Origin of the sequence: Lysinibacillus sp. OF-1, assembly GCF_028356935.1 — a bacterium.
GTDB lineage: Bacteria > Bacillota > Bacilli > Bacillales_A > Planococcaceae > Lysinibacillus > Lysinibacillus fusiformis_D.
In genome coordinates this window covers 2,376,368-2,399,476 of record NZ_CP102798.1, presented here as the reverse complement: position 1 = coordinate 2,399,476, position 23,109 = coordinate 2,376,368, and the positions used below count along the sequence as shown (strand labels likewise).

Annotated in this window: 23 protein-coding genes and 2 riboswitches; of the genes, 15 read left to right on the top strand and 8 right to left on the bottom strand. The window is 39.9% G+C overall.

What is annotated here, in order from left to right; genetic code table 11:
* The first annotated feature begins 7 nt into the window (after positions 1–7).
* From NV349_RS11620 to panF, 10 genes are all read left to right on the top strand, one after another.
* Complete coding sequence (locus NV349_RS11620) at positions 8–880, top strand: branched-chain amino acid ABC transporter permease (RefSeq protein WP_058843533.1); 873 nt, start codon at positions 8–10, stop codon at positions 878–880.
* Positions 877–1,893, top strand: coding sequence for a branched-chain amino acid ABC transporter permease (locus tag NV349_RS11615; protein ID WP_271909956.1), 1,017 nt, complete (start codon positions 877–879; stop codon positions 1,891–1,893). Before NV349_RS11620 ends, NV349_RS11615 begins: the two co-directional genes overlap by 4 nt.
* The gene (locus NV349_RS11610; protein ID WP_058843535.1) at positions 1,890–2,894 is read left to right on the top strand and encodes a 3-oxoacyl-ACP synthase; all 1,005 of its coding nucleotides are present in this window, start codon (positions 1,890–1,892) and stop codon (positions 2,892–2,894) included. The genes NV349_RS11615 and NV349_RS11610 overlap by 4 nt, the downstream gene beginning before the upstream one ends.
* A 12-nt stretch (positions 2,895–2,906) precedes the next feature.
* Complete coding sequence (gene phaZ / locus NV349_RS11605; RefSeq protein ID WP_058843536.1) at positions 2,907–3,818, top strand: intracellular short-chain-length polyhydroxyalkanoate depolymerase; 912 nt, start codon at positions 2,907–2,909, stop codon at positions 3,816–3,818.
* Positions 3,802–4,533 (top strand): 3-oxoacyl-ACP reductase FabG, encoded by a 732-nt coding sequence (fabG, locus tag NV349_RS11600; RefSeq protein WP_101966704.1) that lies wholly within the window; start codon positions 3,802–3,804, stop codon positions 4,531–4,533. Before phaZ ends, fabG begins: the two co-directional genes overlap by 17 nt.
* A gap of 13 nt (positions 4,534–4,546) precedes the next feature.
* A complete protein-coding gene (locus tag NV349_RS11595) occupies positions 4,547–6,019 on the top strand; it encodes a class I adenylate-forming enzyme family protein (RefSeq protein ID WP_271909955.1) in 1,473 nt (490 codons plus the stop codon).
* A 48-nt stretch (positions 6,020–6,067) separates the two neighbouring features.
* On the top strand, positions 6,068–6,265 hold the full coding sequence (locus NV349_RS11590; protein ID WP_271909954.1) for a Rossmann-fold NAD(P)-binding domain-containing protein: 198 nt from the start codon (positions 6,068–6,070) through the stop codon (positions 6,263–6,265).
* 32 nt (positions 6,266–6,297) lie between these two features.
* Positions 6,298–6,594, top strand: a complete 297-nt coding sequence (locus NV349_RS11585) for a Rossmann-fold NAD(P)-binding domain-containing protein (protein WP_271909952.1) — start codon at positions 6,298–6,300, stop codon at positions 6,592–6,594.
* Between the two features lie 311 nt (positions 6,595–6,905).
* On the top strand, positions 6,906–7,169 hold the full coding sequence (locus NV349_RS11580) for a YhdT family protein (protein WP_036117582.1): 264 nt from the start codon (positions 6,906–6,908) through the stop codon (positions 7,167–7,169).
* Positions 7,169–8,614 (top strand): sodium/pantothenate symporter, encoded by a 1,446-nt coding sequence (gene panF, locus NV349_RS11575; RefSeq protein WP_036117585.1) that lies wholly within the window; start codon positions 7,169–7,171, stop codon positions 8,612–8,614. Before NV349_RS11580 ends, panF begins: the two co-directional genes overlap by 1 nt.
* A gap of 42 nt (positions 8,615–8,656) precedes the next feature.
* Here the strand turns inward: panF and NV349_RS11570 are convergent, their stop codons facing one another.
* The gene (locus NV349_RS11570) at positions 8,657–9,427 is read right to left on the bottom strand and encodes a TSUP family transporter (RefSeq protein ID WP_271909951.1); all 771 of its coding nucleotides are present in this window, start codon (positions 9,425–9,427) and stop codon (positions 8,657–8,659) included.
* 126 nt (positions 9,428–9,553) lie between these two features.
* On the opposite strand from NV349_RS11570, the gene NV349_RS11565 reads away from it, so the two are divergent.
* Together NV349_RS11565 and NV349_RS11560 are read left to right on the top strand one after the other, a co-directional pair.
* Positions 9,554–10,336, top strand: coding sequence for a TrmB family transcriptional regulator (locus tag NV349_RS11565; RefSeq protein ID WP_089932801.1), 783 nt, complete (start codon positions 9,554–9,556; stop codon positions 10,334–10,336).
* 21 nt (positions 10,337–10,357) lie between these two features.
* On the top strand, positions 10,358–10,744 hold the full coding sequence (locus tag NV349_RS11560) for a hypothetical protein (RefSeq protein WP_271909950.1): 387 nt from the start codon (positions 10,358–10,360) through the stop codon (positions 10,742–10,744).
* A 52-nt stretch (positions 10,745–10,796) separates the two neighbouring features.
* Here NV349_RS11560 and NV349_RS11555 read toward each other — a convergent pair whose 3' ends face one another.
* Positions 10,797–11,222: a nucleotide excision repair endonuclease gene (locus tag NV349_RS11555; RefSeq protein ID WP_170829836.1), complete on the bottom strand. Its 426-nt coding sequence runs from the start codon at positions 11,220–11,222 to the stop codon at positions 10,797–10,799.
* Between the two features lie 149 nt (positions 11,223–11,371).
* Positions 11,372–11,482, top strand: a riboswitch (SAM riboswitch).
* Between the two features lie 109 nt (positions 11,483–11,591).
* Between NV349_RS11555 and metA the strand changes: the two genes are divergently transcribed.
* On the top strand, positions 11,592–12,527 hold the full coding sequence (gene metA / locus NV349_RS11550; RefSeq protein WP_036117598.1) for a homoserine O-acetyltransferase MetA: 936 nt from the start codon (positions 11,592–11,594) through the stop codon (positions 12,525–12,527).
* A gap of 40 nt (positions 12,528–12,567) precedes the next feature.
* Here metA and NV349_RS11545 read toward each other — a convergent pair whose 3' ends face one another.
* The 6 genes from NV349_RS11545 to plsY all read right to left on the bottom strand — a co-directional run bounded on the left by NV349_RS11545 (position 12,568) and on the right by plsY (position 17,816).
* Positions 12,568–13,716, bottom strand: a complete 1,149-nt coding sequence (locus NV349_RS11545; RefSeq protein ID WP_089932808.1) for a GerAB/ArcD/ProY family transporter — start codon at positions 13,714–13,716, stop codon at positions 12,568–12,570.
* A 30-nt stretch (positions 13,717–13,746) separates the two neighbouring features.
* The gene (locus NV349_RS11540; RefSeq protein ID WP_036117602.1) at positions 13,747–13,980 is read right to left on the bottom strand and encodes a hypothetical protein; all 234 of its coding nucleotides are present in this window, start codon (positions 13,978–13,980) and stop codon (positions 13,747–13,749) included.
* Between the two features lie 4 nt (positions 13,981–13,984).
* Positions 13,985–15,184 carry a Ger(x)C family spore germination protein gene (locus tag NV349_RS11535; RefSeq protein ID WP_036117605.1) on the bottom strand — a complete coding sequence of 400 codons (1,200 nt, stop codon included), beginning with the start codon at positions 15,182–15,184 and terminating at the stop codon, positions 13,985–13,987.
* 25 nt (positions 15,185–15,209) lie between these two features.
* Positions 15,210–16,751: a spore germination protein gene (locus NV349_RS11530; protein WP_036117608.1), complete on the bottom strand. Its 1,542-nt coding sequence runs from the start codon at positions 16,749–16,751 to the stop codon at positions 15,210–15,212.
* Between the two features lie 152 nt (positions 16,752–16,903).
* On the bottom strand, positions 16,904–17,194 hold the full coding sequence (locus NV349_RS11525) for a HesB/YadR/YfhF family protein (RefSeq protein ID WP_036117611.1): 291 nt from the start codon (positions 17,192–17,194) through the stop codon (positions 16,904–16,906).
* A gap of 19 nt (positions 17,195–17,213) precedes the next feature.
* Entirely contained in the window at positions 17,214–17,816 is a 603-nt protein-coding gene (gene plsY, locus NV349_RS11520; protein WP_036117616.1) for a glycerol-3-phosphate 1-O-acyltransferase PlsY, read from the bottom strand.
* A gap of 559 nt (positions 17,817–18,375) precedes the next feature.
* Here plsY and parE point away from each other — a divergent pair.
* On the top strand, positions 18,376–20,352 hold the full coding sequence (parE, locus tag NV349_RS11515; RefSeq protein ID WP_036117619.1) for a DNA topoisomerase IV subunit B: 1,977 nt from the start codon (positions 18,376–18,378) through the stop codon (positions 20,350–20,352).
* Positions 20,349–22,787, top strand: coding sequence for a DNA topoisomerase IV subunit A (parC, locus tag NV349_RS11510; RefSeq protein ID WP_271909949.1), 2,439 nt, complete (start codon positions 20,349–20,351; stop codon positions 22,785–22,787). Before parE ends, parC begins: the two co-directional genes overlap by 4 nt.
* Before the next feature lie 119 nt (positions 22,788–22,906).
* Positions 22,907–23,017: riboswitch (TPP riboswitch) on the top strand.
* Positions 23,018–23,109: the final 92 nt, after the last annotated feature.

Below are 23,109 nucleotides of genomic sequence, written 5' to 3'. Positions count from 1 at the left end.
ACCATCATTGGAGCTTTTCATCAATTTACTCATTAATGGCTTGGCAACAGGGATGTTGATATTTCTGCTGGCGGCAGGTTTGACGTTAATTTTTGGCTTAATGGATGTGTTGAATTTTGCGCATGGTGGATTATTTGTTTGGGGAGCCTATGCGGGAATCTTTACCTATATGTGGACAGAAAGCTTTATCGTAGGAATTATAGGTGCGCTTGTGACAGGTGCGTTACTTGGACTGCTTACAGAGAAATTGATTATTACGCCTGTTTACGGCAATCATATTCAGCAAATTTTAATTACGTTAGGGCTTATGCTCGTTTTGCAGGAATTCATCAAGGTGGTTTTTGGTCCAAATGGTGTGGCCGTAAAAACGCCGAGCTATTTAGCGGGAAGCTGGGAATTTGGTGACGTGATTATCATCAAATATCGCCTATTTATTATTGTTATAGGGTTTGTGATTTTTGGTGTTTTTCAATATATGCTGAAACGCACGAAGATTGGGTTGATCGTTCGAGCTGGTGTGCAGGATAAGGAAATGGCACAGGCTCTTGGTATTCATATTAAGCGTGTATTTCTATATGTCTTTATGGTGGGTGCGGCTCTTGCGGCACTTAGTGGAATGTTGATGGCTCCGTATTCGGGCGTCATCTATGCGGAGATGGGCATGGAGTACGCCATTTTAGGATTTATTGTCGTCGTCATTGGCGGAATGGGTAGTTTTTCAGGCTCATTGTTGGCTGCTATTTTAGTAGGGCTAGCAGGTAGCTTTATGGCTTATTATGTGCCTGTGCTATCACTAGCAGTCAATATGATTTTAATGGCCAGCGTTTTAATTTTCCGTCCACAGGGGCTGTTTACGATGCGAAAGGAGCGAACATCATGAACAAGAAAATGTCCTTACGCTCTATCGCTTTTTTCCTGTTATTGGCGATTTTTATCGTACTCCCTTTTGTCAATGATTCAAGGACGCTGCTTATTTTACTGACACAAATTTTCATTTTTGGCATACTGGCGATGAGCTATGATATTTTGCTCGGTTATACAGGAATCGTTTCCTTTGGGCACGCTATGTTTTTTGGTATTGGCGCTTACACGACAGCGGTCATGCTCAAGCAAATGGATAACACACTATTCATCTTTGTGTTGTCCATCGTGATAGGCATGGTAATAGCAGGCTTTGTTAGTTTTTTAGTAGGTTTATTAACCTTGCGCTTGAAAAGTCATTTTTTTGCGATGCTCACACTAGCCTTCTCGGGGTTATTTTTAGTAGTAGCTGAAAAGTGGCGCTCTGTCACGTATGGCAATGATGGCTTTACTTTTCGAGCACCAGATATTTTTAGAGATCGGATGACCTTCTATTTCTTTGTGTTAGCAAGCTTAGTTGTCATCTTTTTAGCGCTCCACCGTTTTGTTAACTCGCCGACAGGTCGACTACTAATTGCTGTTCGGGAAAATGAACAACGGACGAAATCATTAGGCTTTAATACCTTGCACTATAAAGTGATTGCCTCCGTTGTTGCAGGCATTGTTGCGAGCTTTGCAGGCTCCTTATATGCGATTTCTTTACGCTTCGTTAACACGAGTGTGATGGCGATGGATATTACACTCGATGCGCTATTAATGATGATTATTGGTGGGGTCGGCACTTTAGTAGGGCCATTACTAGGAGCAGCAGTGATTGAATATGCACAGCATGCATTATCAGGGCTAGCACGAGATTACCCTATTTTTGAACGTTGGATTATCTTCTTTGGGATTCTCTATATTTTAGCCGTTATCTTTTTCCCGAAAGGTATTATTGGCTCACTAAGACTGCTGTTTTGGAAATGGCGAGCAAAGCTAAAGCAAAGAAAAAAGCCCGTAGCTCTGCCCCAGGAAAAGGAGCGATTTGAATGACTGTTGGTATTGTCAGTACAGGTATCTATCTACCTCAAAATAAAATGACTTCGCAGGACATTGCGGCTCTTTCAAATATTCCAGAGGACATTATCCGTCAAAAAATGGGTATTCATGAAAAGCCAATCCCTGGTGAGCATGATCATACCGTGCAAATGGGCATATGGGCAGCACAGGATGCGATAAAAAAAGCAAATCTGGACCCGAAAGATATTGATGTGATCATCTATATGGGTGAAGAGCATAAGGAATACCCACTATGGACAGCCTCCATCAAAATGCAAGAGGAGCTTGGTGCGGTTAATGCATGGGCATTTGATGTGCAATTGCGCTGTGGCACGACGATCATGGCATTGAAAGTAGCGAAAAGTTTAATGGCATCAGATGACACAATTCATACCATTCTTTTAGCAGGTGGCTATCGCAATGTGGATTTTATCGATTACAGCAATCCACGAACGCGCTTTATGTACAATTTGGCGGCTGGTGGAGGTGCCATATTGCTACAAAAAAACTATGAAAAAAATCAGCTTTTAGAGGCGGAAATTATAACAGATGGTTCTTTCTCAGAGGATGTAGTTGTACCAGTTGGAGGTACGAAAACACCGTTAACACCATTCCATTTAACAGAAAATTTATATCAGCTTGACGTTTTGGACCCGATTGGGATGAAGGAGAGGTTAGAACAAAAATCATTAAGCCATTTTTTGAAGGTTATTCGCCGTTCTCTAGCGAAAAGTGGATACAGTGAAGAACAGCTCGACTACTTAGCGATGCTGCATATGAAAAGGTCTGCACATGATTATATTTTAGCAGAGCTTGGCTTACAGCAGGAACAGTCTATTTATTTACAAGACTATGGACATATTGGGCAAATCGATCAAATATTGTCCTTACAGCTAGCTCAGGAGCAAAATCGTATTCAAGCAGGTGCTCTTGTGACACTAGTGAGTGCAGGCATTGGCTATGTTTGGGGGGCTATCACAATACGTTGGGGATAAGGGGGAAATGGTATGTTACAAACAATTCAACTAGCAAATGGTGAGACGATGGCATATCGCAAAAGAGCTGGAGGAAGTCATCCTTTAGTGTTGGTTCATGGCAATATGACTTCCTCTAAGCATTGGGATGTGCTGATAGATGCTTTAGATGATAAATACACCATCTATGCAATCGATTTACGAGGCTTTGGAGGTTCATCCTATCATCAGCCAATCTATACCATTAAAGATTTTAGTGATGATGTTAAGCTATTTGTGGATGCGATGCAATTGCAAAGCTTTGACATGATTGGCTGGTCAACTGGCGGAGCTGTTTGTATGCAGTTTGCAGCCAATTATCCAGGTTATTGCCAGCAATTAATCTTACTGGCCTCCGCTTCTACACGTGGCTATCCATTTTATACGGATTTAGGAACAGGCGATCCAGCCTGCTTTAAGCGAGCCTATAACTATGAAGATGTACTTGTGGATACATCGAAAACAAAGCTTATCCAAGGCTTTTATGACACAAAAAACGGCGAAGGTTTACGGTCGATATGGAATGCTTTAATTTATACCCATCAGCAACCAAACGAGGAAAAATACCAAGAATATATAGAGGATATGCTAACACAGCGCAACTTAGCAGAGGTGTATCATGCACTCAATACATTTAATATAAGTGCTGTTGACAATGATGTGACAAAAGGGTCACACGAAGCTCTCCTACTCCAGATACCGATTTTAGTACTGAGAGGGGATCGTGACTTAGTTATTACAGAGGAAATGAATGCGGAATTACTGCAAGACTTAGGCAAAACGGCACAGTTTGTTAGCTTAAAAGATTGTGGACATTCACCATTGATGGATGATTTAGCACAATTAACAGCTGAAATCGAGGCTTTTTTAGAAATTGGAGGAAGACAGTATGCGTTTAAACAATAAAGTAGCCATTATTACAGGTGCAGCCAATGGCATCGGCTATGCGGCTGCCGAGCGTTTCATCGAAGAAGGGGCATGGGTATTTATCGCTGATTTCGATGAGAAGGCAGGGAATCTCGCAGCTCAACAACTAGGCGGAAACGCTATATTTATACAGGTGGATGTGGCAAGTAGAGAGAGCGTTAACCAGCTGGTGACAGCAGTGATCGAACAGGCTGGACGCATTGATATTTTAGTGAATAATGCAGGTATTACAAGAGATGCAATGCTAACAAAGATGACAGATGACCAATTTCAGCAGGTGTTAGATGTCAATTTGACAGGCGTTTTTCATTGCACACAGGAGGTCATTCCCCATATGGTGGCAGCTGGAGGTGGCAAAATCATTAATACATCATCGGTTAGTGGGGTCTATGGCAATGTTGGTCAAACGAATTATGCAGCGACGAAAGCTGCCATTGTAGGGATGACCAAAACATGGGCAAAGGAATTAGGGCGTAAAGGCATCAATGTCAATGCAGTGGCACCTGGCTTTACAGAAACAGCTATGGTCAAAAAGATGCCTGAAAATATTTTGGCTCAAATGCGGGCAATCGTGCCGTTACAACGTTTAGGAACCCCACGGGATATAGCCAATGCCTATTTGTTTTTAGCATCTGATGAGGCATCGTATGTTCATGGCCATACGCTTCATGTAGATGGCGCCATTATGATGTGATGGGGGTGTCAAGATGTTTGTTGAGCAAGAATGGATTTTAAAACGTGCCGCCTTAACGCCTCATCACATCGCCTTGATTAATCTAGCGTCAGAGGAGCAATGGACCTATCAGCAATTATCAGAGGAAATCGGCAAATGGAGTCAATTTTTCGAGCGTCAGCAGCTAAAAAAAGGCAGTAGAGTCGCAGTTTTTGCGAGAAATCATATCCAACTTTTTGCTATTCTATTTGCCTGTGGGCTACGAGGGCTTATTTATGTGCCATTAAACTGGCGATTAAGTAGAGAGGAATTAACACAAATTTTGGAGGATGCGACCCCTTCCATTCTCTTGTATGAAGAAGAGAGTCATTGTTCTTTGGTGGTAGAAAAAATGTTTCCACTTCATCTCATCAAGCACGAGAAGGCAACGCTACCAAGTAGGCAAGACGTGGACTTGAATGATCCATGGCTAATGATTTATACCGGAGGCACAACAGGTCGTCCAAAGGGTGTTGTGCTATCCTTTCAGTCGGTCAATTGGAACGCAATCAATACAATTATTAGCTGGGGTTTACAGGAGAAAGATCGGACATTAAATTATATGCCGATGTTTCATACAGGTGGCTTAAATGCTTTATGCATACCTCTTCTTATGGTGGGAGGAACCGTCATCATTGGCGATAAGTTTGAAGCGGAAGCCGCACTGCGGGCAACGAATCAATATCAAACGACGATTTCCCTTTTTGTCCCAACGATGTATCAAGCGATGATTGCTACGGAATACTTTCGAGAAAATCATTTCCCCTCGATGAACGTATTTTTATCTGGTGGTGCCCCATGCCCACATCCCATTTATGATGTCTTTCATAAAAAGGGGTTATTCTTTAAGGAGGGCTATGGCTTAACAGAGGCGGGACCTAATAATTTTTATATTGCAAGAGAAGATGCTTACGCGAAAAAAGGGGCTGTTGGGAAAAGCATGCAGTTTAATGAGGCGAAAATCATTAATCAAGCTGGGCAAAGTTGTGCACCTCGTGAAGTGGGCGAGCTGCTAGTAAGAGGTAAGCATATGTTCCGTTTTTATTGGAATAACAAGCAAGAAACCGCCAATATCCTACAAGATGGCTGGTTAAAAACAGGTGATTTGGCGATGATGGATGAGGATGGTGATTTTTATATCGTCGGTCGTAGAAAAGAGATGATTATCTCCGGTGGTGAAAATGTCTACCCTCAGGAAGTGGAGCAATGTATGCTGCAGCATCCGGACGTACAGGAGGTTGCCGTGATTGGTGTAGCAGACAATTATTGGGGTGAGATTGTAACCGCATTTATTGTTTGTTGTCATCAAGTAGCGACTATCTTAGATGAGCTCAACGAACTGTGTCATCAACAATTAGGACGTTATAAGATTCCGAAACAAATCATTTTTTTAGACCAACTACCGAAAACAAGTGTTGGTAAAATTGATAAAAAGGCATTGCATAGGCTAGTCGATTCCACCTGCTAAGTATGATGAGTCTCTCTTAAATAAGAATTAAAAGTGAGGAACAAATGAATGGCACACGCATTAGTTATTGGTGGGACAGGAATGTTAGCTGACACAACCCTTTGGTTAGTAAAGAACGGATATGACGTTTCGGTAATTGGACGTAATGCCAATCGAATGGAATGTTTCATAAGTAAATCATCAAATCCATCACGTGTCACACCAATTTTAGTTGATTATCTTGATATAGCCTTAAAGAGAAGCTAGAAGAAACGATAGCGCATAATGGACCCATTGAATTGGTCATTGCTTGGATTCACTCCTATGCTGAAACTGTATTAGAGAGCATAGCTAGTGAAATTTCAGGAATATGGATATTAGGCAGTAGCGCTAATCTAAATGAAATCAAAGATAAAATCCATCTACTTGAGATCACTCACTATCGTCAAGTCCAGCTAGGTTTCATAATGGAAAACGGTCAGTCAAGATGGCTTACACATAAGGAAATTTCACAGGGAGTCATCGATGCTATTCAGTATGATCGATCTATCAATATCGTTGGCACGCTACAGCCTTGGGAACAACGCCCGTTATAAATAGGAAATAACCTTCGTCCAACTAGTGTGACGAAGGTTATTATTTTTTATCATCATAAACGATTGTGTTGAAAAGCATTTAGATGTCATATGGGATGTAAAATAATATCCCATATTTTTACACAAAAAATGCATTGTTTTTGATTCAAATAGTGGCGTACTAAGCTTTTAGAAGAATGCATGTTCATCTTAGGGCTCTTACTTTTGATTTCCTTAGACAGATTTTTCTTGTAAGCTTACCCTAATTTTTTCGCATCTCTTCCCATCAGACCAACATATCAGTAAAATAGAGAAGGTTAGGGGGATTGCATGTGAAAGATCAACGCTTTAAAATAGCGCATCGAGAGGCGCTTATTGGGATAGGACTAGTCCTTGTCAACTTTACGATTTGGTTTGGCTTTGCCTATGGATTAGGTTCGGGAGACCCCAAAAATTATTCATATGTCTTTGGTTTCCCTGCTTGGTTTTTCTATAGCTGTATTGCAGGGACAGGCTTTATGATCCTACTCATCTGGATTGTAATGAAGCTCTTCTTCAAAGAGGTGCCATTTGATGATGAGGAGGGGGATCGCTAATGCATTGGCAAGTTGTATTTCCATTGCTATTATTTTTAATTATTATTTTCGGAATTGGTGTTTGGTCCAATAAGCATATTCGGTCCTCTAATTCTTTCTTACAGGAGTATTTTCTTGGTGGTCGTGAAATGGGTGGTTTTATCCTGGCGATGACGATGATTGCTACATACGGCAGTGCGAGCAGCTTTATCGGAGGACCTGGTGTGGCCTATACGAAAGGGCTTGGCTGGGTGTTATTGGCAATGGCACAGCTGCCTGCAGGTTATTTTGTACTGATGATTTTAGGCAAGAAATTTGCTATTATCGCTCGTCGTTACCAAGCTATTACGTTAATCGATTTTTTACGAGAGCGCTACAAAAGCCATGTCATTGTCATTTTATCAGCCATTAGTATCATTGTTTTTCTATTTTCGGCTATGATGGCGCAATGGGTAGGTGGTGCACGCTTAATTGAGTCATTAACAGGCCTAAAATACACAACGGCACTATTTATTTTTGCGATTTCGGTGCTAGTGTATGTCATTATTGGTGGTTTCCGAGCTGTTGCTTTAACGGATACTGTGCAAGGTTCGATTATGGTCGTTGGCACAATTATTCTATTAATCGGTACTATTATTGCAGGTGGTGGCATCGATAATATTATGGCCTCACTTGTCGCTGAAAATCCTAATTTTGTGTCACCATTTGGAGCGCAAGGAGATTTAACACCATTGTATGTTTCGACATTTTGGATTTTAATTGGTGTAGGGGTTGTAGGGCTTCCGCAAATTGCTGTCCGTGCCATGAGCTATAAGGATTCTAAAAGTATGCACTTAGCCATCATTATTGGTACGATTGCCATCGGGACAATCATGTTTGGCATGCATTTAATTGGGGTATTAGCACGACCTGTCTTACCTGGCATTGAGATTGGTGATAAAGTAATGCCGCTTCTGACATTAAAGGTATTGCCACCATTTTTAGCGGGGATCGTCTTAGCTGCGCCAATGGCTGCTACCATGTCAACTGTCAATGCTCTGCTTATGCTGGTCAGCTCCACGGTTGTCAAAGACATTTATTTAAATTACATGAAGCCACAAGCTAGTGATGCAGAGATTAAACGTGCAAGCTTTGTTGTGACAACGGTTATTGGCTTAGCTGTTATTATCTTTGCGCTCAACCCACCCGATTTATTAGTGTGGTTGAATTTATTTGCTTTTGGTGGGCTAGAGGCTGTCTTTATCTGGACAGTAGTTTTAGGATTGTATTGGAAAAAAGCCAATAAATATGGTGCGATGGCGTCCATGATTACAGGCATGTCCTTGTATATTATCATTGATCGCTTTTATCCTTCCGTCTTTGGTATGCACACGGTTACGATTCCCATTGTTGCATCCTTCATTATTTTTATTCTCGTTAGCTTAGCCACAAGTCATAAATTCAAAAATGAGCAACTCATGATTTAAATCAAAGAACGCCGCAGATACAAGTCTGTGGCGTTTTTGTGTTTAATGAATCATAAAATCATAGGCATTTTTCGCAAGCAATGTCACTGTCACTACGATAAAGAGCGTACGAACAAAACCGCTTCCTTTTTTGATCGCCATTCGGGAACCAAGCATAGCGCCACCAATTTGAGCAATGCCCATCACGAAGCCATAAACAAAATGGATTTGACCTAAGTAGGCGAACATACAAAGGCCTGCCACGTTACTTGCCAAATTTAAAAACTTTGCATTTCCTGCCGCCTTTAAAAAATCAAAGCCTATCAACAAGAAGCTAAAGATTAAAAAAGAGCCTGTACCAGGTCCAAGAAACCCATCATAAAAACCAATGCCAAATAATAATCCCATAAATAATAGTAAGTGGGTTCTAGAGAGAGTTTTTACGCTAGAGACAGAGCCCCAATCCTTTTTGAAAATTGTATAAACCGCAACGGCTGCCAGCATCACGAGCATTAATGGCTTTAGTAATGCTGGATTGATTAAATGCACGGTCCATGCACCAAATAAGGAGCCGACAAAGGCAAGCGGGAAATATTTGAGAACGGATCGTATTTCAAGCTGACCAGAACGATAAAAGGAAATGGAAGATGTCAGTGAGCCCATTGTCCCGGCAAGTTTATTGGTTGCAACAGCAGCGGCTGGATTGAGGCCAGCAAACAATAAAGCTGGCAATGAAATTAAACCGCCCCCTCCCACTACAGAGTCGACAAAAGCCGCCAGAAATCCAAATGAAATTAACAGGATAAGAATATGTACATCGACTTCAAAAAACATAATACACCTCTTTAAAATTAGTTACTACTGAAATAGTAACTAATTTTAATTACGCTGTAAACCCTCATTTTTTCATTGGCAAATCTTCACAACAGTAGCCTATAATAAAGATAATGGAGGGATTACATGGAGGAATTAATCGCCCAGTTGAAAGACATGGGCTTTACAGAATATGAAGCAAAGGCCTATACGGCACTTGTGCAGCAAAGTCATGTTAGTGCCTATCAGGTCAGTAAAAATTCTGGTATACCACGCGCAAGAATTTATGATATTTTAAACGTCCTTGTAGAAAAGGGAATTGTGCTAAAAGAAGAAACGGCTGAACAAACGACCTATGCGGCTATGCCTGTGTCTGTGTTTTTACAGCAAATGCAGCAGCGCTGGCAATCGAATTTTACATCCATGAGTACGAAATTAGAAAAATTAGAGGAAAAAGTGCAGGAAGTGGAGCCAAAAGTAGTCATGCTAAAGGGCAAGGAGGCGATCATCAACTATTGCCAGTCACTTTTAAAAAAAGCCAAGAAAAAAGTGATTCTATCGATGTGGGAAGATATGTATGATACTTTAAGGGGAGATATTCAAGAAGTGGCACAGCATGTTCCTATTCATGGTATTACCCTATATGTAGGGGAACAGCTAGAGTCGATTGACCAGCATAGAGCTACACACTACACGAAAAAAACGTCTACACCACATTGGTTTATTTTATCGGTAGATGGTCAGGAAATGATTTATGGTCACTCTCCATCTACGCAAGAAATGGCCTTTATCACCAATGACCCTGTCCATATTTATTTGTTAGAGGATTATGTTTGGCATGACGTCCTTATCAATCGATTGGTAAAACGTGATGATCAGGAATTAGAAGACTGGATTGCTAAGGAGCGTAAAGCTTTTTTCTTAGAATAGTCATAAGGGAAGGGGAGTAACGTGAAAAAATTCGTGTTGCTAGGTTTAATGAGCTTATTAATGTTAGGAGCATGTAACGCTAAAACGCCTACCAAATCACTAATGATTCATGAGGTAACTGTCGTTCCAGACAATATTCAACAAAAAATTGAGGCTAATGATAAGATTCAATTATTGTATGAAGATGACTCTACGTATTATCTTGTTTATTATTCGAAAGGGAATGTGCTGGCAAGTATTGCGGCTGAAGAAAACAGTCAAGTCATCCAACTGAAAGAAGGTAGCGAGCAACGAAAAGAGGCTCAACCCTATGTATATAAAATCATTACCAAAGATCCTGAGCTAGACACGATTGATTTGCGAATAAACGGCGAGAGTACGCCAATAGATCGCGTAACCTCTATATAAGACAAAAACCGAAATCCCATTAAATGAGATTTCGGTTTCTTTACAAGATATCTTAATAAAAGACTTTCTCTACATTGTATTTGGAGCGGAAAGTGTTAATCGCATATGTTTCGTAAATTTCACGTTCCATTGGATCTTCTACTTCATAGACCTCAATTTTGAACACTTCATCACGATGATTTTTCATCGGAGATACATTGTCCTCGAAATGCTTTTTAATACGTTGACGAATTTTACGTGCTTTGCCGACAAATAATAGCTCATTCTTGTCATTATAGAATAAAAAAATGCCGCCTTTATCACGTGTGATTTTATGGAAGTCAATAAAACCAAAGTATGGTGTGATAGGCACATCACCAGGTTTTACTTCTTGTTCACGTTGACGGATGACTACATCAGGTTTTGGAAATTCAATTTTAATCAAAGTATTCACGTTCCTCTCTGTTACTAAAGTTATATGGTAACATAAATACGGCATGTTTACCATAAATTTTAAATGTAGAAACACTACTTATAGCAAGCTTAGTGTACATCAAATAAACGAGGAACATGCATTTGAATCACAAAATATTCTATGAATTATTGATATTCTAACTAATTCATGCTACAATTCGATGTAATTAAATAATCTTATCAAGAGAAGCTGAGGGATTTGGCCCGATGACGCTTCAGCAACCTCTAACAATTGTTAGAAAGGTGCTAATTCCAGCGAAGGATTTTTCCTTTGAGAGATAAGAGTGGACGTGAAAAAATCCTTCTCATTCTATCTCGTATGGAATGAGGAGGATTTTTTAATTTGTCAGCAAGGTTTGCTAAAAGAGAGTGATCAAAGAGAGGGGAACGCAAGATGCCAATTAATATTCCGAAAAATTTACCAGCTGGAGAACATTTACGTGAGGAAAAAATCTTCGTCATGGAAGAGGACCGTGCGAAAACACAGCAAATTCGTCCGTTAAACATATTAATATTGAATTTAATGCCTGAAAAAGAAAAAACGGAGCTTCAATTACTACGTTTATTAGGGAATACACCGCTACAGGTAAATATCACCTTTTTAAATACGGCCACACATGAGTCGAAAAACGTCAGTAAATCACATTTACAGCTATTTTACACAACGTTCAACCAGATTCGTCACCGTCGCTATGACGGAATGATTATTACGGGAGCACCTGTAGAAAAAATGGCCTTTGAAGAAGTTAACTATTGGCGGGAAATTTCAGAAATTATGGACTGGTCCAAAAAGAATGTGACATCCGTTTTACATATCTGTTGGGGGGCACAGGCGGCACTGTATCATCATTATGGGATAGGAAAGGTAGAACTTTCAGCTAAATGCTCAGGTGTCTATTCCCATGTAATCACCGATTTAACAGTGGATTTAGTACGGGGCTTCAGTGATTTATTTACCGCTCCACATTCACGCTATACTTCTGTTTCGATCGACGAGGTTCGCAATCATCCAGACTTACGATTATTATCCTATTCAGAGGATGCGGGTGTGTTCATCGTCCAATCAAAAGATAATAAAAACATTATGATTACAGGGCATCTGGAGTATGATGCGACAACATTAGCCGATGAATATAGCCGTGATGTCGCAAAGGGCATAGATATCGCTGTTCCTGTGAATTACTTCCCGAATGATGATCCATCACAGGAGCCAATGAATACATGGCGTGCCCATACGCATTTATTATTCTCTAACTGGTTGAACTACTATGTTTACCAAGAAACACCATACGAATGGGATTTTGTAGATGAAATTGAATATCATATTTAATTAATAAAAAGTCTAATTTCTTTTCTCACCATAAAAGAAATTAGACTTTTTGATTGTCATTCGTTGTTTCTGTATTAGGCGTTTCGGTACTTTGAGCTTTGGTTTTGCGATTTCGTATAACTGCGACAATCAATAAAAGTATCGGTAATAAAATGGTGATTATAAAAGAAAAGATTGGCCAAATTTCATTATTGTAATTGGTTGAATGTACAATGTCTGGATGAATAATTTGAGAAAGCCCAATGACAATTAGACCCATCGGTAATATGAGAGGACGATGATCCTTGATTTTTAAAATTTGCGCAAGACCGACAACAGTCGTATAGAAATACATAAATGTGCGAATATAAATAGATGAAATCCACATAAAGGCCATGATGATTTCAATGCGCTGCAAAAAATTCCCTATCGATATTCTTTGCGCTAAGGCATAGCTAGGAAATGTTCTAGATGACGTATTCTCAGGTCCTAAAACAAGAATCGATAGCACAATCAACGTAATTAAGACGATGCCACCGAGGATTGTCCCAAAATATAACCCTTTCTGTGCAGATGGCTGTACATTGACACCAGCAGGATACAGTATTAATAACACCAGTAATGGAAAGGAAAAGATACTCATAAAGCGTGCAATACTATAAAGCATAGATGTTTTGGTTGCTTCTAATAAGGGTTGAATGTTCTCAAAATGTATTTGAGGCGTAATACAAACCATAAAAAAAATAAAAATAAAGACAAATGCTGGAAAGATGATTTCTGCTGAACGAGCAAAGGTCTCAATGCCTAAATAGGCAGCGTACATAATGATAATACTAAACATTAAGGCAAATGCTAATGTCGGAGTCTCCGGCATGACTTCGGTTTTCATAAAAATACCGATAAAATAGAGTAATTCTCCAGCGGATAGAAAGGTTAAGATTAGGAAACAACTGGCTGTGATTTTTCCAAAAAAACGACCAAGAATTTTTTCATTTGCCTCTACAAAATTAAGTGACGGTGTTTGGTTGGCAAGTGTTAAAAATAATTTAACGGCCAGCAGGCTAAGGACAACTCCAATGCAGGCGGCAATCCATGCATCTTGCTTAGCGGCACCCGTAATACTAGAAGGGATAATTAAAATTGCCGTTCCGATAGAATAGAGGAATGTAATGATTGTAAATTGTCTTGAACTAATAATCTCTTTTTCCATCGAGCAACCCTCCATTTTTTATCCTTCTATCTATTTTGTTAATGACACAATATAATCTTTAATTGGTGTAAAGATAAAGGTAATCAAATCCAATGGGCTTGGAATATGGATTTTTAGCGCATTTCCCATATTCAAAGCCGTTCCGATGAGAAGCAAAATAGAAAATACGACAATGGTTTTTGAATCATGCTGCTTTTTTAGCTTTGGTATAAAAATAAGTGCTAGGATCATTGAAATGATAAAGATGGCTACAGCTAGCACCATTTCGTTACTCCTCCTTTGGCTTGTTTAATAATGAATTTTGCATCGTACCTAAACCTTGTGTCGTTACTTTCACTTGCACATCTACCGCCAAATCTGGAAAGATGGAAGCCCACTCATCCTTAATTTTTTTCCACTGTTTTGGATCTGCACGATGTAAGGCATCACCGAAACCAAACACATCAACCTCATATTGCTGTTGTATTTTCTCCAATGTTTTTTGAATTCGTTCATCAATGCCCTTAGCTGTTTTTTTATTGACATAATCAATGGATTTATTTTTTGTAAGATCGATATCACATTCGACCTCTCCTATGTTCTGCTCAACATTAATACGGACATCAATTTTCGGCATTCCGTTATCAAAAGACCCTTTCACTTTTGTTGTGGATTGAGTGATTTCAGATGATAGAGTTCCTTTCTTTGGGCAGGCTATGATTTCGATCGTACTCTGTATTTTATCATTCAGGAAACTAACGCTTTTACTTTCTCCCTCAGTCAATAGCCCAATATATTTATCCCCTTTAAAGACCGCTAATCCTGCATACTGCAACAGCACAGGCGTTTTAACTCGTTGCACATTTGTTTGATCTACACCTAATTTCTTATCACCATGTACTTCAATAGCAGTAATTAATGCCCCTTTATGTTTATTCGTTAATGTATTGACTAACTCATCTATATTGACAGCTATTGTGGCGCCCCAAGCTTTTTCAGAGACATCAAGGGAATTTAACATTTTATTAGCGGGTATCTTTTCAATGGGCGTTAGTACATTTAACACTTCCTTCGCTGTCGCTTCATGAGACATAATGACATCAAAATCCTTACGAAATTCATGGTCCCTTACAATTAAATCAAGTGAATCACTAATTCCTTCTTTTGCTAGATCTTCCCCTAAAACAACCACTTGAAGATGGGCAAAATACGGTTTTCGGGCAGCGTTGGTTGTCATTTTTCGAATTGCCTCAAAGATGGTCTCGCCTCTCGAATGATAGCTAACGACAGGAGAGCGTTGCGTGGAAGCCTGTCGCATCGAAATTTCACTTGGATCAACAATTTGAACGGTAATCTCATATTCTTCGTCTATTTTGTCAATACCCAGTGCTACGACAATGGCTAATTCATTTAATTCACGCTTACTCCAGCAGCCACTTAACAGTAAAGTGAGGATACATAGTAAGCAAATCACTTTTATTTTTGCCATATTCCATTCCTCATTTATCCAGTAGTTATTTCCTGCCCTTTACATTGACATATTTATGTCCTCTAACAATATTTTTTTGATTAACTAAACGAGGTCGTGTTAGTAACTTTCTACGAGGGAACAAAAGAAAGGCATCCTTTTGATCCTTTAAAACTAACGGTGCAAATGGACTTAAATAAGGTACACCAAATGAACGAATACTACATAAATGGAGAATAATGACCATAATACCGAACATAACACCAAATAAACCAAACATAGCTGCTAAAATCATTAATGGGAAACGTAACACACGAATCGTATTCGACAAACCGTAGGCAGGGAAAAGAAAACTACAAATTGCTGTTAAAGCTACAATAATGACCATTACAGCAGATACCACACCCGCATCAACTGCCGCCTGACCAATAACTAAAGTACCGACAATAGACACCGCTGGGCCGATTGTTCTAGGCATACGAAGCCCAGCCTCCCTTAATACCTCAAAGGCAATCTCCATAATGAGTGCCTCCACAACTGCGGGGAAGGGAACGCCTTCTCTTTGTGAAGCAATACTAATCAACATTGGTGTTGGCAGCATTTCCTGGTGAAAGGTAGTTATAGCCACATATAAGGATGGCGCGACTAATGCCAGACCGATGCCAAAAAAGCGAAGTATGCGTACAAGTGAGCTAATCATCCAATGCTGATAATAATCCTCCGCTGATTGCAAAAAGGATGTAAATAACGCTGGTACTACTAAGACAAAGGGAGTACCATCAACTAGAATCGCCACTTTGCCATCTAATAATTCACCAGCGATAACATCTGGACGTTCTGAATTGTAAACTGTTGGAAACATAGAGTTTTTAGAGTCTTGAATAAAATCCTCTATATAGCCACTTTCCAGTATGCCATCGATATTAATGCGGTCTAATCGGGCTAATACCTCTGCGACGATTTTGTCACTGGCAATGCCATTTATATACATAACCGCTACATCTGTTTGTGTCACATCACCGATAACTCGTGACTTTATCCAGAGATTCGGGCTTTTTATTTTGCGACGGATGAGCGCTGTATTGGTACGTATGGTTTCTGTAAAGGATTCCCGAGGACCTCGAATAACAGATTCAGTTGATGGCTCTGTAACGGCTCGATCCTTTGCACTTCTGGTACTTGTCACAATCCCTTCTGCAAACCCATCTAATAAAATAACCGTTTCCCCATTGAGAATGGCATTGTAGAGTGTTGTGAAATGCTCGATATTCGACACATCCCCAACTGTTAAATAGGAGTTTCGTACATATTGATTAATGGTCGTTATTTCAATGTCTTGTTCTTCCTCGATATTTGCCATAAGCTTATCAATAACAGAATCGGAGATTGTCGTTTTATCTGACAAGCCATCAATCGAAATGATAGCGATGTTATGAGGGGTAGATTCACCAATTGTGATTTCACGTATGATGATGTCATTACTGTGACCAAGCGCCTGTTCAATGATTTTTTTATTTTTAGCTAGGGATGTATACAACAAATCGTTTGTATGGGATGGGGAGGTATCGATATTGTTAGACATAGACATGTGTTTTCCTCCTCAAATATACGCTCATTATTTATAGAGTGGACAATTTTTTGGAGAGATAAACGAGGTGAGGGTGAAAATCTAACTATTGGCATGATGGAGCCAAATAAAAAAACAGTCTATCCTTTCATGGACTGAAAGGATAGACTGTTTTATGTACGATAGTCATATTGCAATTCATCATTACTAGCATCAACGTCAACATGTAAGTTGTGATCGTTAAAGAACCAGAGATCTTTCTCATCAATGTAATAGGTTACATCATCAACCACTGTCTGTACGCCTATAGCAATAGGTTCTTCACGAGTCATGCCAAGTGAAAAACCTTCATGAAAAGGACTAGAGCCACCATAGCGTGCATAAAAACGAATCGTATCACCTGGTTCTACTTCCATTTCGTGTTTGAACCACTGGAGTGCTTCATCTGTCAATGCAATGTTCATTTCGAATGCTCCTCTCTTCCTAAAGCCATTTTACCTTTGGCTCAGTGCCGTTTTTAATACGTGTAATATTGGCACGGTGACGATAAATAATAAAGGTAAATAAAAAGGCTACCAAGATGCCTAATGCAAAGTCACCCGTAACAAAATAATAAACGATTGCATAGATAAGTGCTACTAAAGCGGCTATCATCGATGTTAGGCTGACGATCTTTGTGATTTTTAATGTCACAATAAAGGTAATAAATAATAGGACAAAGAGTGGCCACGAATAGCCTAATAAAACACCTGCGGATGTTGCCACTGCTTTTCCACCACGGAAATTGGCGAAGATCGGAAACATATGACCGATTACGGCAACAAGACCAAGTAATAAGGGATGCAGTGTGCTGTCAGAGAAAACGGGAAGTGCTACTAATAAAACCGCAGCTGTTCCTTTGAGCACATCCATTACGGTTACAACAATACCTGCTTTTTTCCCTAATGTTCGGAATGTGTTGGTTGCACCAAGATTACCGCTCCCGTGTTCACGAATATCGGTATTATAAAAAATTTTACCTATCCATAATCCAGAAGGTATAGAGCCGATTAGATAAGCACATAAAATAATAAGTCCATTGATCATAGCTGGACTCCTTTCATTCATAGTCCATCACTTGGTACTAATAGTTTGTAACAAGTATTTTACACTTTTTCTTGCTAATCTACAATGTTATGAAGGAGATTTCATTAGGAGCCTTGAATTCAATACAAAAGAAAACCTATTAATAAGGGGTAGGCTTTCAGACATGAGATTCTAGAAAGTGAAAAAAAGCCTTTATAAAAATATAGGCAAAAAGGCAATTTTGTCAATCCTTCATTCCTTTGGTAGAATAGAAGTCTAACTTTATCCAGTTTAACCGTAATAAACATTGTAGCGTTTACACTGAACTAGATTCTATGTATGCTGAAACTAAATCGGCTACTATGCGTCAAACGTTTATGGATACTAGTAGCAGTCTGCCCTGCTTAAATACCAATTTTAAGCAACTGTTGCAGATGTTTACTATTGATAAAGATGATCAAAACTGTGAGCAAATTTTAAAAATTTAATGGACCTGTCGCTAGCTATTGACAGGAAATGCTATTATTATTAGGATGAGAACATAAATAGAACATGCGTTTGTTTTTTGGAGGGGAATTTTTTGACGAATAAACAGTCAACTAGCGTTTATAATGATGACGCTATACAAGTATTAGAAGGATTAGAAGCGGTACGCAAACGACCTGGCATGTATATCGGTTCAACGGATGGCCGTGGACTTCATCACCTTGTGTATGAAATCGTAGATAATGCGGTGGATGAAGCACTGGCCGGCTTTGGATCTCATATTATTGTCACAATTCATAAGGATCAAAGTATGAGTGTGCGCGACTTTGGCCGTGGGATGCCAACAGGTATGCATAAAATGGGTAAACCTACCCCTGAAATTATTTTTACGGTGCTACACGCAGGTGGTAAATTTGGACAAGGTGGTTATAAAACAAGTGGTGGCTTGCATGGTGTAGGTTCCTCTGTAGTTAATGCACTATCAACATTTTTAGAGGTGACGATTCATCGTGATGGTAAAAAGTATCGTCAGCGCTTCGAGCATGGTGGACATCCTGTCACAACACTTGAAGAAATTGGGCAAACGAAGCAAACAGGTACACTTGTTCATTTCCTACCAGACGAAACGATTTTTTCTGTCACAAAATTCAATTATGATACGTTAGCAGAACGTTTACGTGAATCAGCCTTTTTATTAAAGGGCTTAAAAATTGAATTAATCGATGAGCGCGAGGAAGGCAAACAAGATGTATTCTTTTATGAGAATGGCATTGAAGCTTTCGTTGCGTATTTGAATGAAGAAAAGGATGTTCTTCATCCTGTGAAATATGTAGAAGGCATACAAGATGATATTGAAGTAGAATTCGCTTTCCAATATAACGATGGTTATTCAGAAACGATTTTGTCATTCGTTAATAATGTACGTACTCGTGATGGCGGCACACATGAAACGGGTGCAAAAGCGGCATTGACGCGTGTATTTAATGAATATGCAAGAAAAATCGGCTTGCTAAAGGACAAGGATAAAAACCTTGAAGGGACAGATATTCGTGAGGGTTTAGCAGCAATTGTGTCTGTTCGTATTCCAGAGCATTTATTACAATTTGAAGGACAAACCAAGGGCAAGCTTGGTACAAGTGAGGCTCGTTCTGCCGTAGATAGCGTAGTGTCTGAGCAAATTTTGTATGTGCTAGAGGAAAATGCAGAGTTATCGGCTTCTCTTGTACGTAAAGCAATCCGTGCGCAGCAAGTAAGAGAAGCGGCTCGTAAAGCGCGTGAGGACGCTCGGAATGGCAAGAAAAGCAAAAAAGGTAGTACGATTCTATCAGGCAAATTAACACCAGCTCAGTCTCGCAATGCGGCCAAGAATGAGTTGTATTTAGTTGAGGGTGATTCTGCGGGTGGTTCTGCCAAACAAGGTCGTGATCGTACATTCCAAGCGATTTTGCCTTTGCGCGGTAAGGTCATCAACACAGAAAAAGCCAAGCTACAGGACATTATGAAAAACGAAGAAATTTCAACAATTATCCATGCGATTGGAGCAGGTGTTGGCACGGATTTTGCTGTGGAGGATTCAGCCTACGATAAAGTAGTGATTATGACCGATGCGGATACGGACGGGGCACATATTCAAGTCTTGCTCTTAACGTTCTTCTATCGTTATATGCGTCCACTCATTGAAGGAGGCAAAGTCTATATCGCTTTACCACCACTTTATAAGGTATCAAAAGGTACTGGTAAAAAAGAAGTGATTGAATATGCTTGGACAGAAAACGATTTACAAAAGGCCATCCAGAAAGTTGGAAAGGGTTACATATTGCAGCGCTATAAAGGTCTTGGTGAGATGAATGCTGACCAGCTATGGGATACGACAATGAACCCTGAAACACGGACATTAATTCGTGTCACAATCGAGGATGGTGCACGTGCAGAGAGACGTGTCACGACGTTAATGGGTGATAAAGTAGAACCGCGTCGTAAATGGATCGAAGCCAATGTTGACTTCGGTATGGAGGATGATTCAAATATTTTAGAAAATGAATTCATCCAACAAGAGGAGGACCAAGCATGAGTAGTACAGAAAAGTTTCAAGATTTACCGCTAGAAGAAGTGATGGGTGATCGTTTTGGTCGCTATAGTAAATATATTATTCAAGACCGCGCGTTGCCTGATGCACGTGACGGTCTTAAACCAGTACAGCGTCGTATTTTATATGCAATGTTTACAGAAGGCAATACACAGGATAAACCGTTTCGAAAATCCGCAAAAACTGTCGGGAACGTAATCGGTAATTACCATCCGCACGGTGATAGCTCTGTTTATGAAGCAATGGTACGTATGAGTCAGGACTGGAAGGCACGTCATATGCTTATTGAGATGCATGGTAACAATGGTTCGGTTGATGGTGATCCTCCAGCTGCGATGCGTTATACAGAGGCGAGACTGTCTGCTATTGCTGGTGAAATGCTACGAGATATTGGCAAGAAAACGGTCGAGTTTGTACCAAACTTTGATGATCAAGATATGGAGCCGACTGTTTTACCTGCACGTTTTCCAAACTTACTAGTCAATGGCTCTACAGGGATTTCGGCTGGCTATGCAACAGATATTCCCCCGCATGCGCTAGATGAAGTGCTAGATGCTGTGTTAATGCGCTTAGACAAGCCGAACGTGACAGTAGATGAATTAATGACTGTGATTAAAGGGCCGGATTTCCCGACAGGTGGGATTATCCAAGGGGTAGATGGCATCAAAAAGGCTTATGAAACAGGTCGAGGTAAAATCATTGTCCGTGCGCAAGCCGTAGTAGAACCGATCAAGGGTGGCAAAGAGCAAATTGTCATCACGGAATTACCATATGATGTGAATAAAGCGAATCTTGTGAAAAAAATTGATGAGCAACGTGTAGATAAACGTTTAGAGGGTATTGCGGAAATCCGAGATGAATCAGACCGTACAGGCTTACGTGTTGTAATTGAGCTGAAAAAGGATGTTCCGGGAAAAGGAATCTTACAATACCTATTTAAAACAACAGATTTACAGGTAGCTTATAATTTTAATATGATTGCTATTCATAATCGTCGTCCAACGATGATGACATTGCCATTATTGCTAGATGCCTATATTGCGCATCAAAAAGAAGTGGTGACGAACCGTTCGATTTATGATTTACAAAAGGCAAAGGATCGTTCTCATATTGTAGAAGGGTTAATAAAAGCACTCTCCATTTTAGATGAAGTGATTGCGACAATCCGTTCTTCTAACGATAAGAAGGATGCGAAGCTTAATTTACAAGCGAAGTTTGATTTTACAGAGGTACAAGCCGAGGCGATCGTTAGCTTACAATTATATCGTTTAACGAATACAGACATTACAGAGCTTCGTCAAGAACAAGACGAGTTAAATAAGTTGATTGCGAAGCTAGAAGGAATTTTACAAAGTGAAGCCAAGCTTGTACGTGTCATTAAACAAGAGTTACTAGAGATTAAGAAACGCTTCACAGAGCCACGTCGCTCGAAAATTGAGCAGGAAATAGAAGAAATTAAAATTACGCTAGATGTCCTTGTGCCAAGTGAAGAGGTTGTGGTGACGGTGACAAAGGATGGCTATATTAAACGTACATCCACACGTTCACATGCCGCTTCCAATGGTCAGGATTTTGCGATGAAGGATTCGGATTACTTATTGTATGAAGCAACCTTAAATACACAGCATCATCTGTTACTGTTCACAAATCGAGGCAATTATATTTACCAGCCTGTTCATGAGCTACCTGATATTCGCTGGAAGGATCTTGGACAGCATATTTCAAGTATTGTGCCAACAGGGGAAGATGAGTCTATTATTGCAGTGTATGGCTTTGAAACATTCGAACAGCCAAATACGTATATTTTAACAGCTACAAAAGATGGTCAAATTAAACGCTCCCCACTGGCAGATTATGCGGTGACGCGTTATTCGAAGCCAATAAAAACAATGAATGTTAAAGCGGGCGATGCGATGATCTTTGCATCGTTTGTGACAGATGATGTGGAACTGATGTTAACAACGGATACAGCCTATGCGATTCGTTTCCCACTGGAAGAATTACCAGTTACAGGGGTGAAAACAGGCGGTGTCAAAGGCATCACGCTAAAGGATGGAGAAGCCTTAGTCGGTGTCAATGTGCTACAGCCTGATGTTACACAATATGTGGTAATCGTCACACAGCGTGGAGCCGTGAAGAAAATGAATGTTGCAGAAGTTGAAGTGGCAAGTCGTGCAAAACGTGGTCTAAAAGTATTAACAGAATTAAAAGCAAATCCTCACCGTATTGTGGCAGTTATTCAAGCAACGAATGAGGAGCAAATAGTGATTGAAACGGAAAAAGGTGTACAAGAGCTCATTGATGTCCAAACATTGACGCGTGCTGATCGCCATTCCAACGGTTCGTTTAAAGTGGATATTGCAACAGATGGGGCTATTTCCCATGTTTTAACGGCTAAAAAAGAACAGAAACTAAGCTAATGATAAGCCCAGTCTCTTAGGAGTGCTGGGTTTTTTTACGAGAGCAGTCGTTAGTCAAAAATAGCATCTTGTCATTTTAGCGTAACTATGGGTATAATAATCAACGAAAAGTTCATAGCACAAGAATGTAGGGGGGCTAGTAGTTGCTAGCTGAGATTGTGTCCGATAGACGCTGACCCTTTGAACCTGATTTGGCTCGTACCAGCGTAGGGAACATCTATTCAAAAAAGCAAAGTTTTGAAGATTGATTGCAATACGTCTGGGAGGAATCCTAGGCGTTTTTTTATGTTTTCAAGCAATATCTTGCCAAACGCATACGCTT

Coding starts and splice junctions, on each gene's coding strand:
- panF (WP_036117585.1), top strand. CDS start 7,169: ATGCATTGGCAAGTTGTATTTCCATTGCTATTATTTTTAATTATTATT.
- NV349_RS11530 (WP_036117608.1), bottom strand. CDS start 16,751: ATGTCTATGTCTAACAATATCGATACCTCCCCATCCCATACAAACGAT.
- NV349_RS11590 (WP_271909954.1), top strand. CDS start 6,068: ATGGCACACGCATTAGTTATTGGTGGGACAGGAATGTTAGCTGACACA.
- parC (WP_271909949.1), top strand. CDS start 20,349: ATGAGTAGTACAGAAAAGTTTCAAGATTTACCGCTAGAAGAAGTGATG.
- plsY (WP_036117616.1), bottom strand. CDS start 17,816: ATGATCAATGGACTTATTATTTTATGTGCTTATCTAATCGGCTCTATA.
- NV349_RS11525 (WP_036117611.1), bottom strand. CDS start 17,194: ATGAACATTGCATTGACAGATGAAGCACTCCAGTGGTTCAAACACGAA.
- NV349_RS11540 (WP_036117602.1), bottom strand. CDS start 13,980: ATGGTGCTAGCTGTAGCCATCTTTATCATTTCAATGATCCTAGCACTT.
- NV349_RS11565 (WP_089932801.1), top strand. CDS start 9,554: ATGGAGGAATTAATCGCCCAGTTGAAAGACATGGGCTTTACAGAATAT.
- NV349_RS11545 (WP_089932808.1), bottom strand. CDS start 13,716: ATGGAAAAAGAGATTATTAGTTCAAGACAATTTACAATCATTACATTC.
- NV349_RS11610 (WP_058843535.1), top strand. CDS start 1,890: ATGACTGTTGGTATTGTCAGTACAGGTATCTATCTACCTCAAAATAAA.
- NV349_RS11615 (WP_271909956.1), top strand. CDS start 877: ATGAACAAGAAAATGTCCTTACGCTCTATCGCTTTTTTCCTGTTATTG.
- metA (WP_036117598.1), top strand. CDS start 11,592: ATGCCAATTAATATTCCGAAAAATTTACCAGCTGGAGAACATTTACGT.
- fabG (WP_101966704.1), top strand. CDS start 3,802: ATGCGTTTAAACAATAAAGTAGCCATTATTACAGGTGCAGCCAATGGC.
- phaZ (WP_058843536.1), top strand. CDS start 2,907: ATGTTACAAACAATTCAACTAGCAAATGGTGAGACGATGGCATATCGC.
- NV349_RS11535 (WP_036117605.1), bottom strand. CDS start 15,184: ATGGCAAAAATAAAAGTGATTTGCTTACTATGTATCCTCACTTTACTG.
- NV349_RS11570 (WP_271909951.1), bottom strand. CDS start 9,427: ATGTTTTTTGAAGTCGATGTACATATTCTTATCCTGTTAATTTCATTT.
- NV349_RS11555 (WP_170829836.1), bottom strand. CDS start 11,222: ATGCCGTATTTATGTTACCATATAACTTTAGTAACAGAGAGGAACGTG.
- NV349_RS11595 (WP_271909955.1), top strand. CDS start 4,547: ATGTTTGTTGAGCAAGAATGGATTTTAAAACGTGCCGCCTTAACGCCT.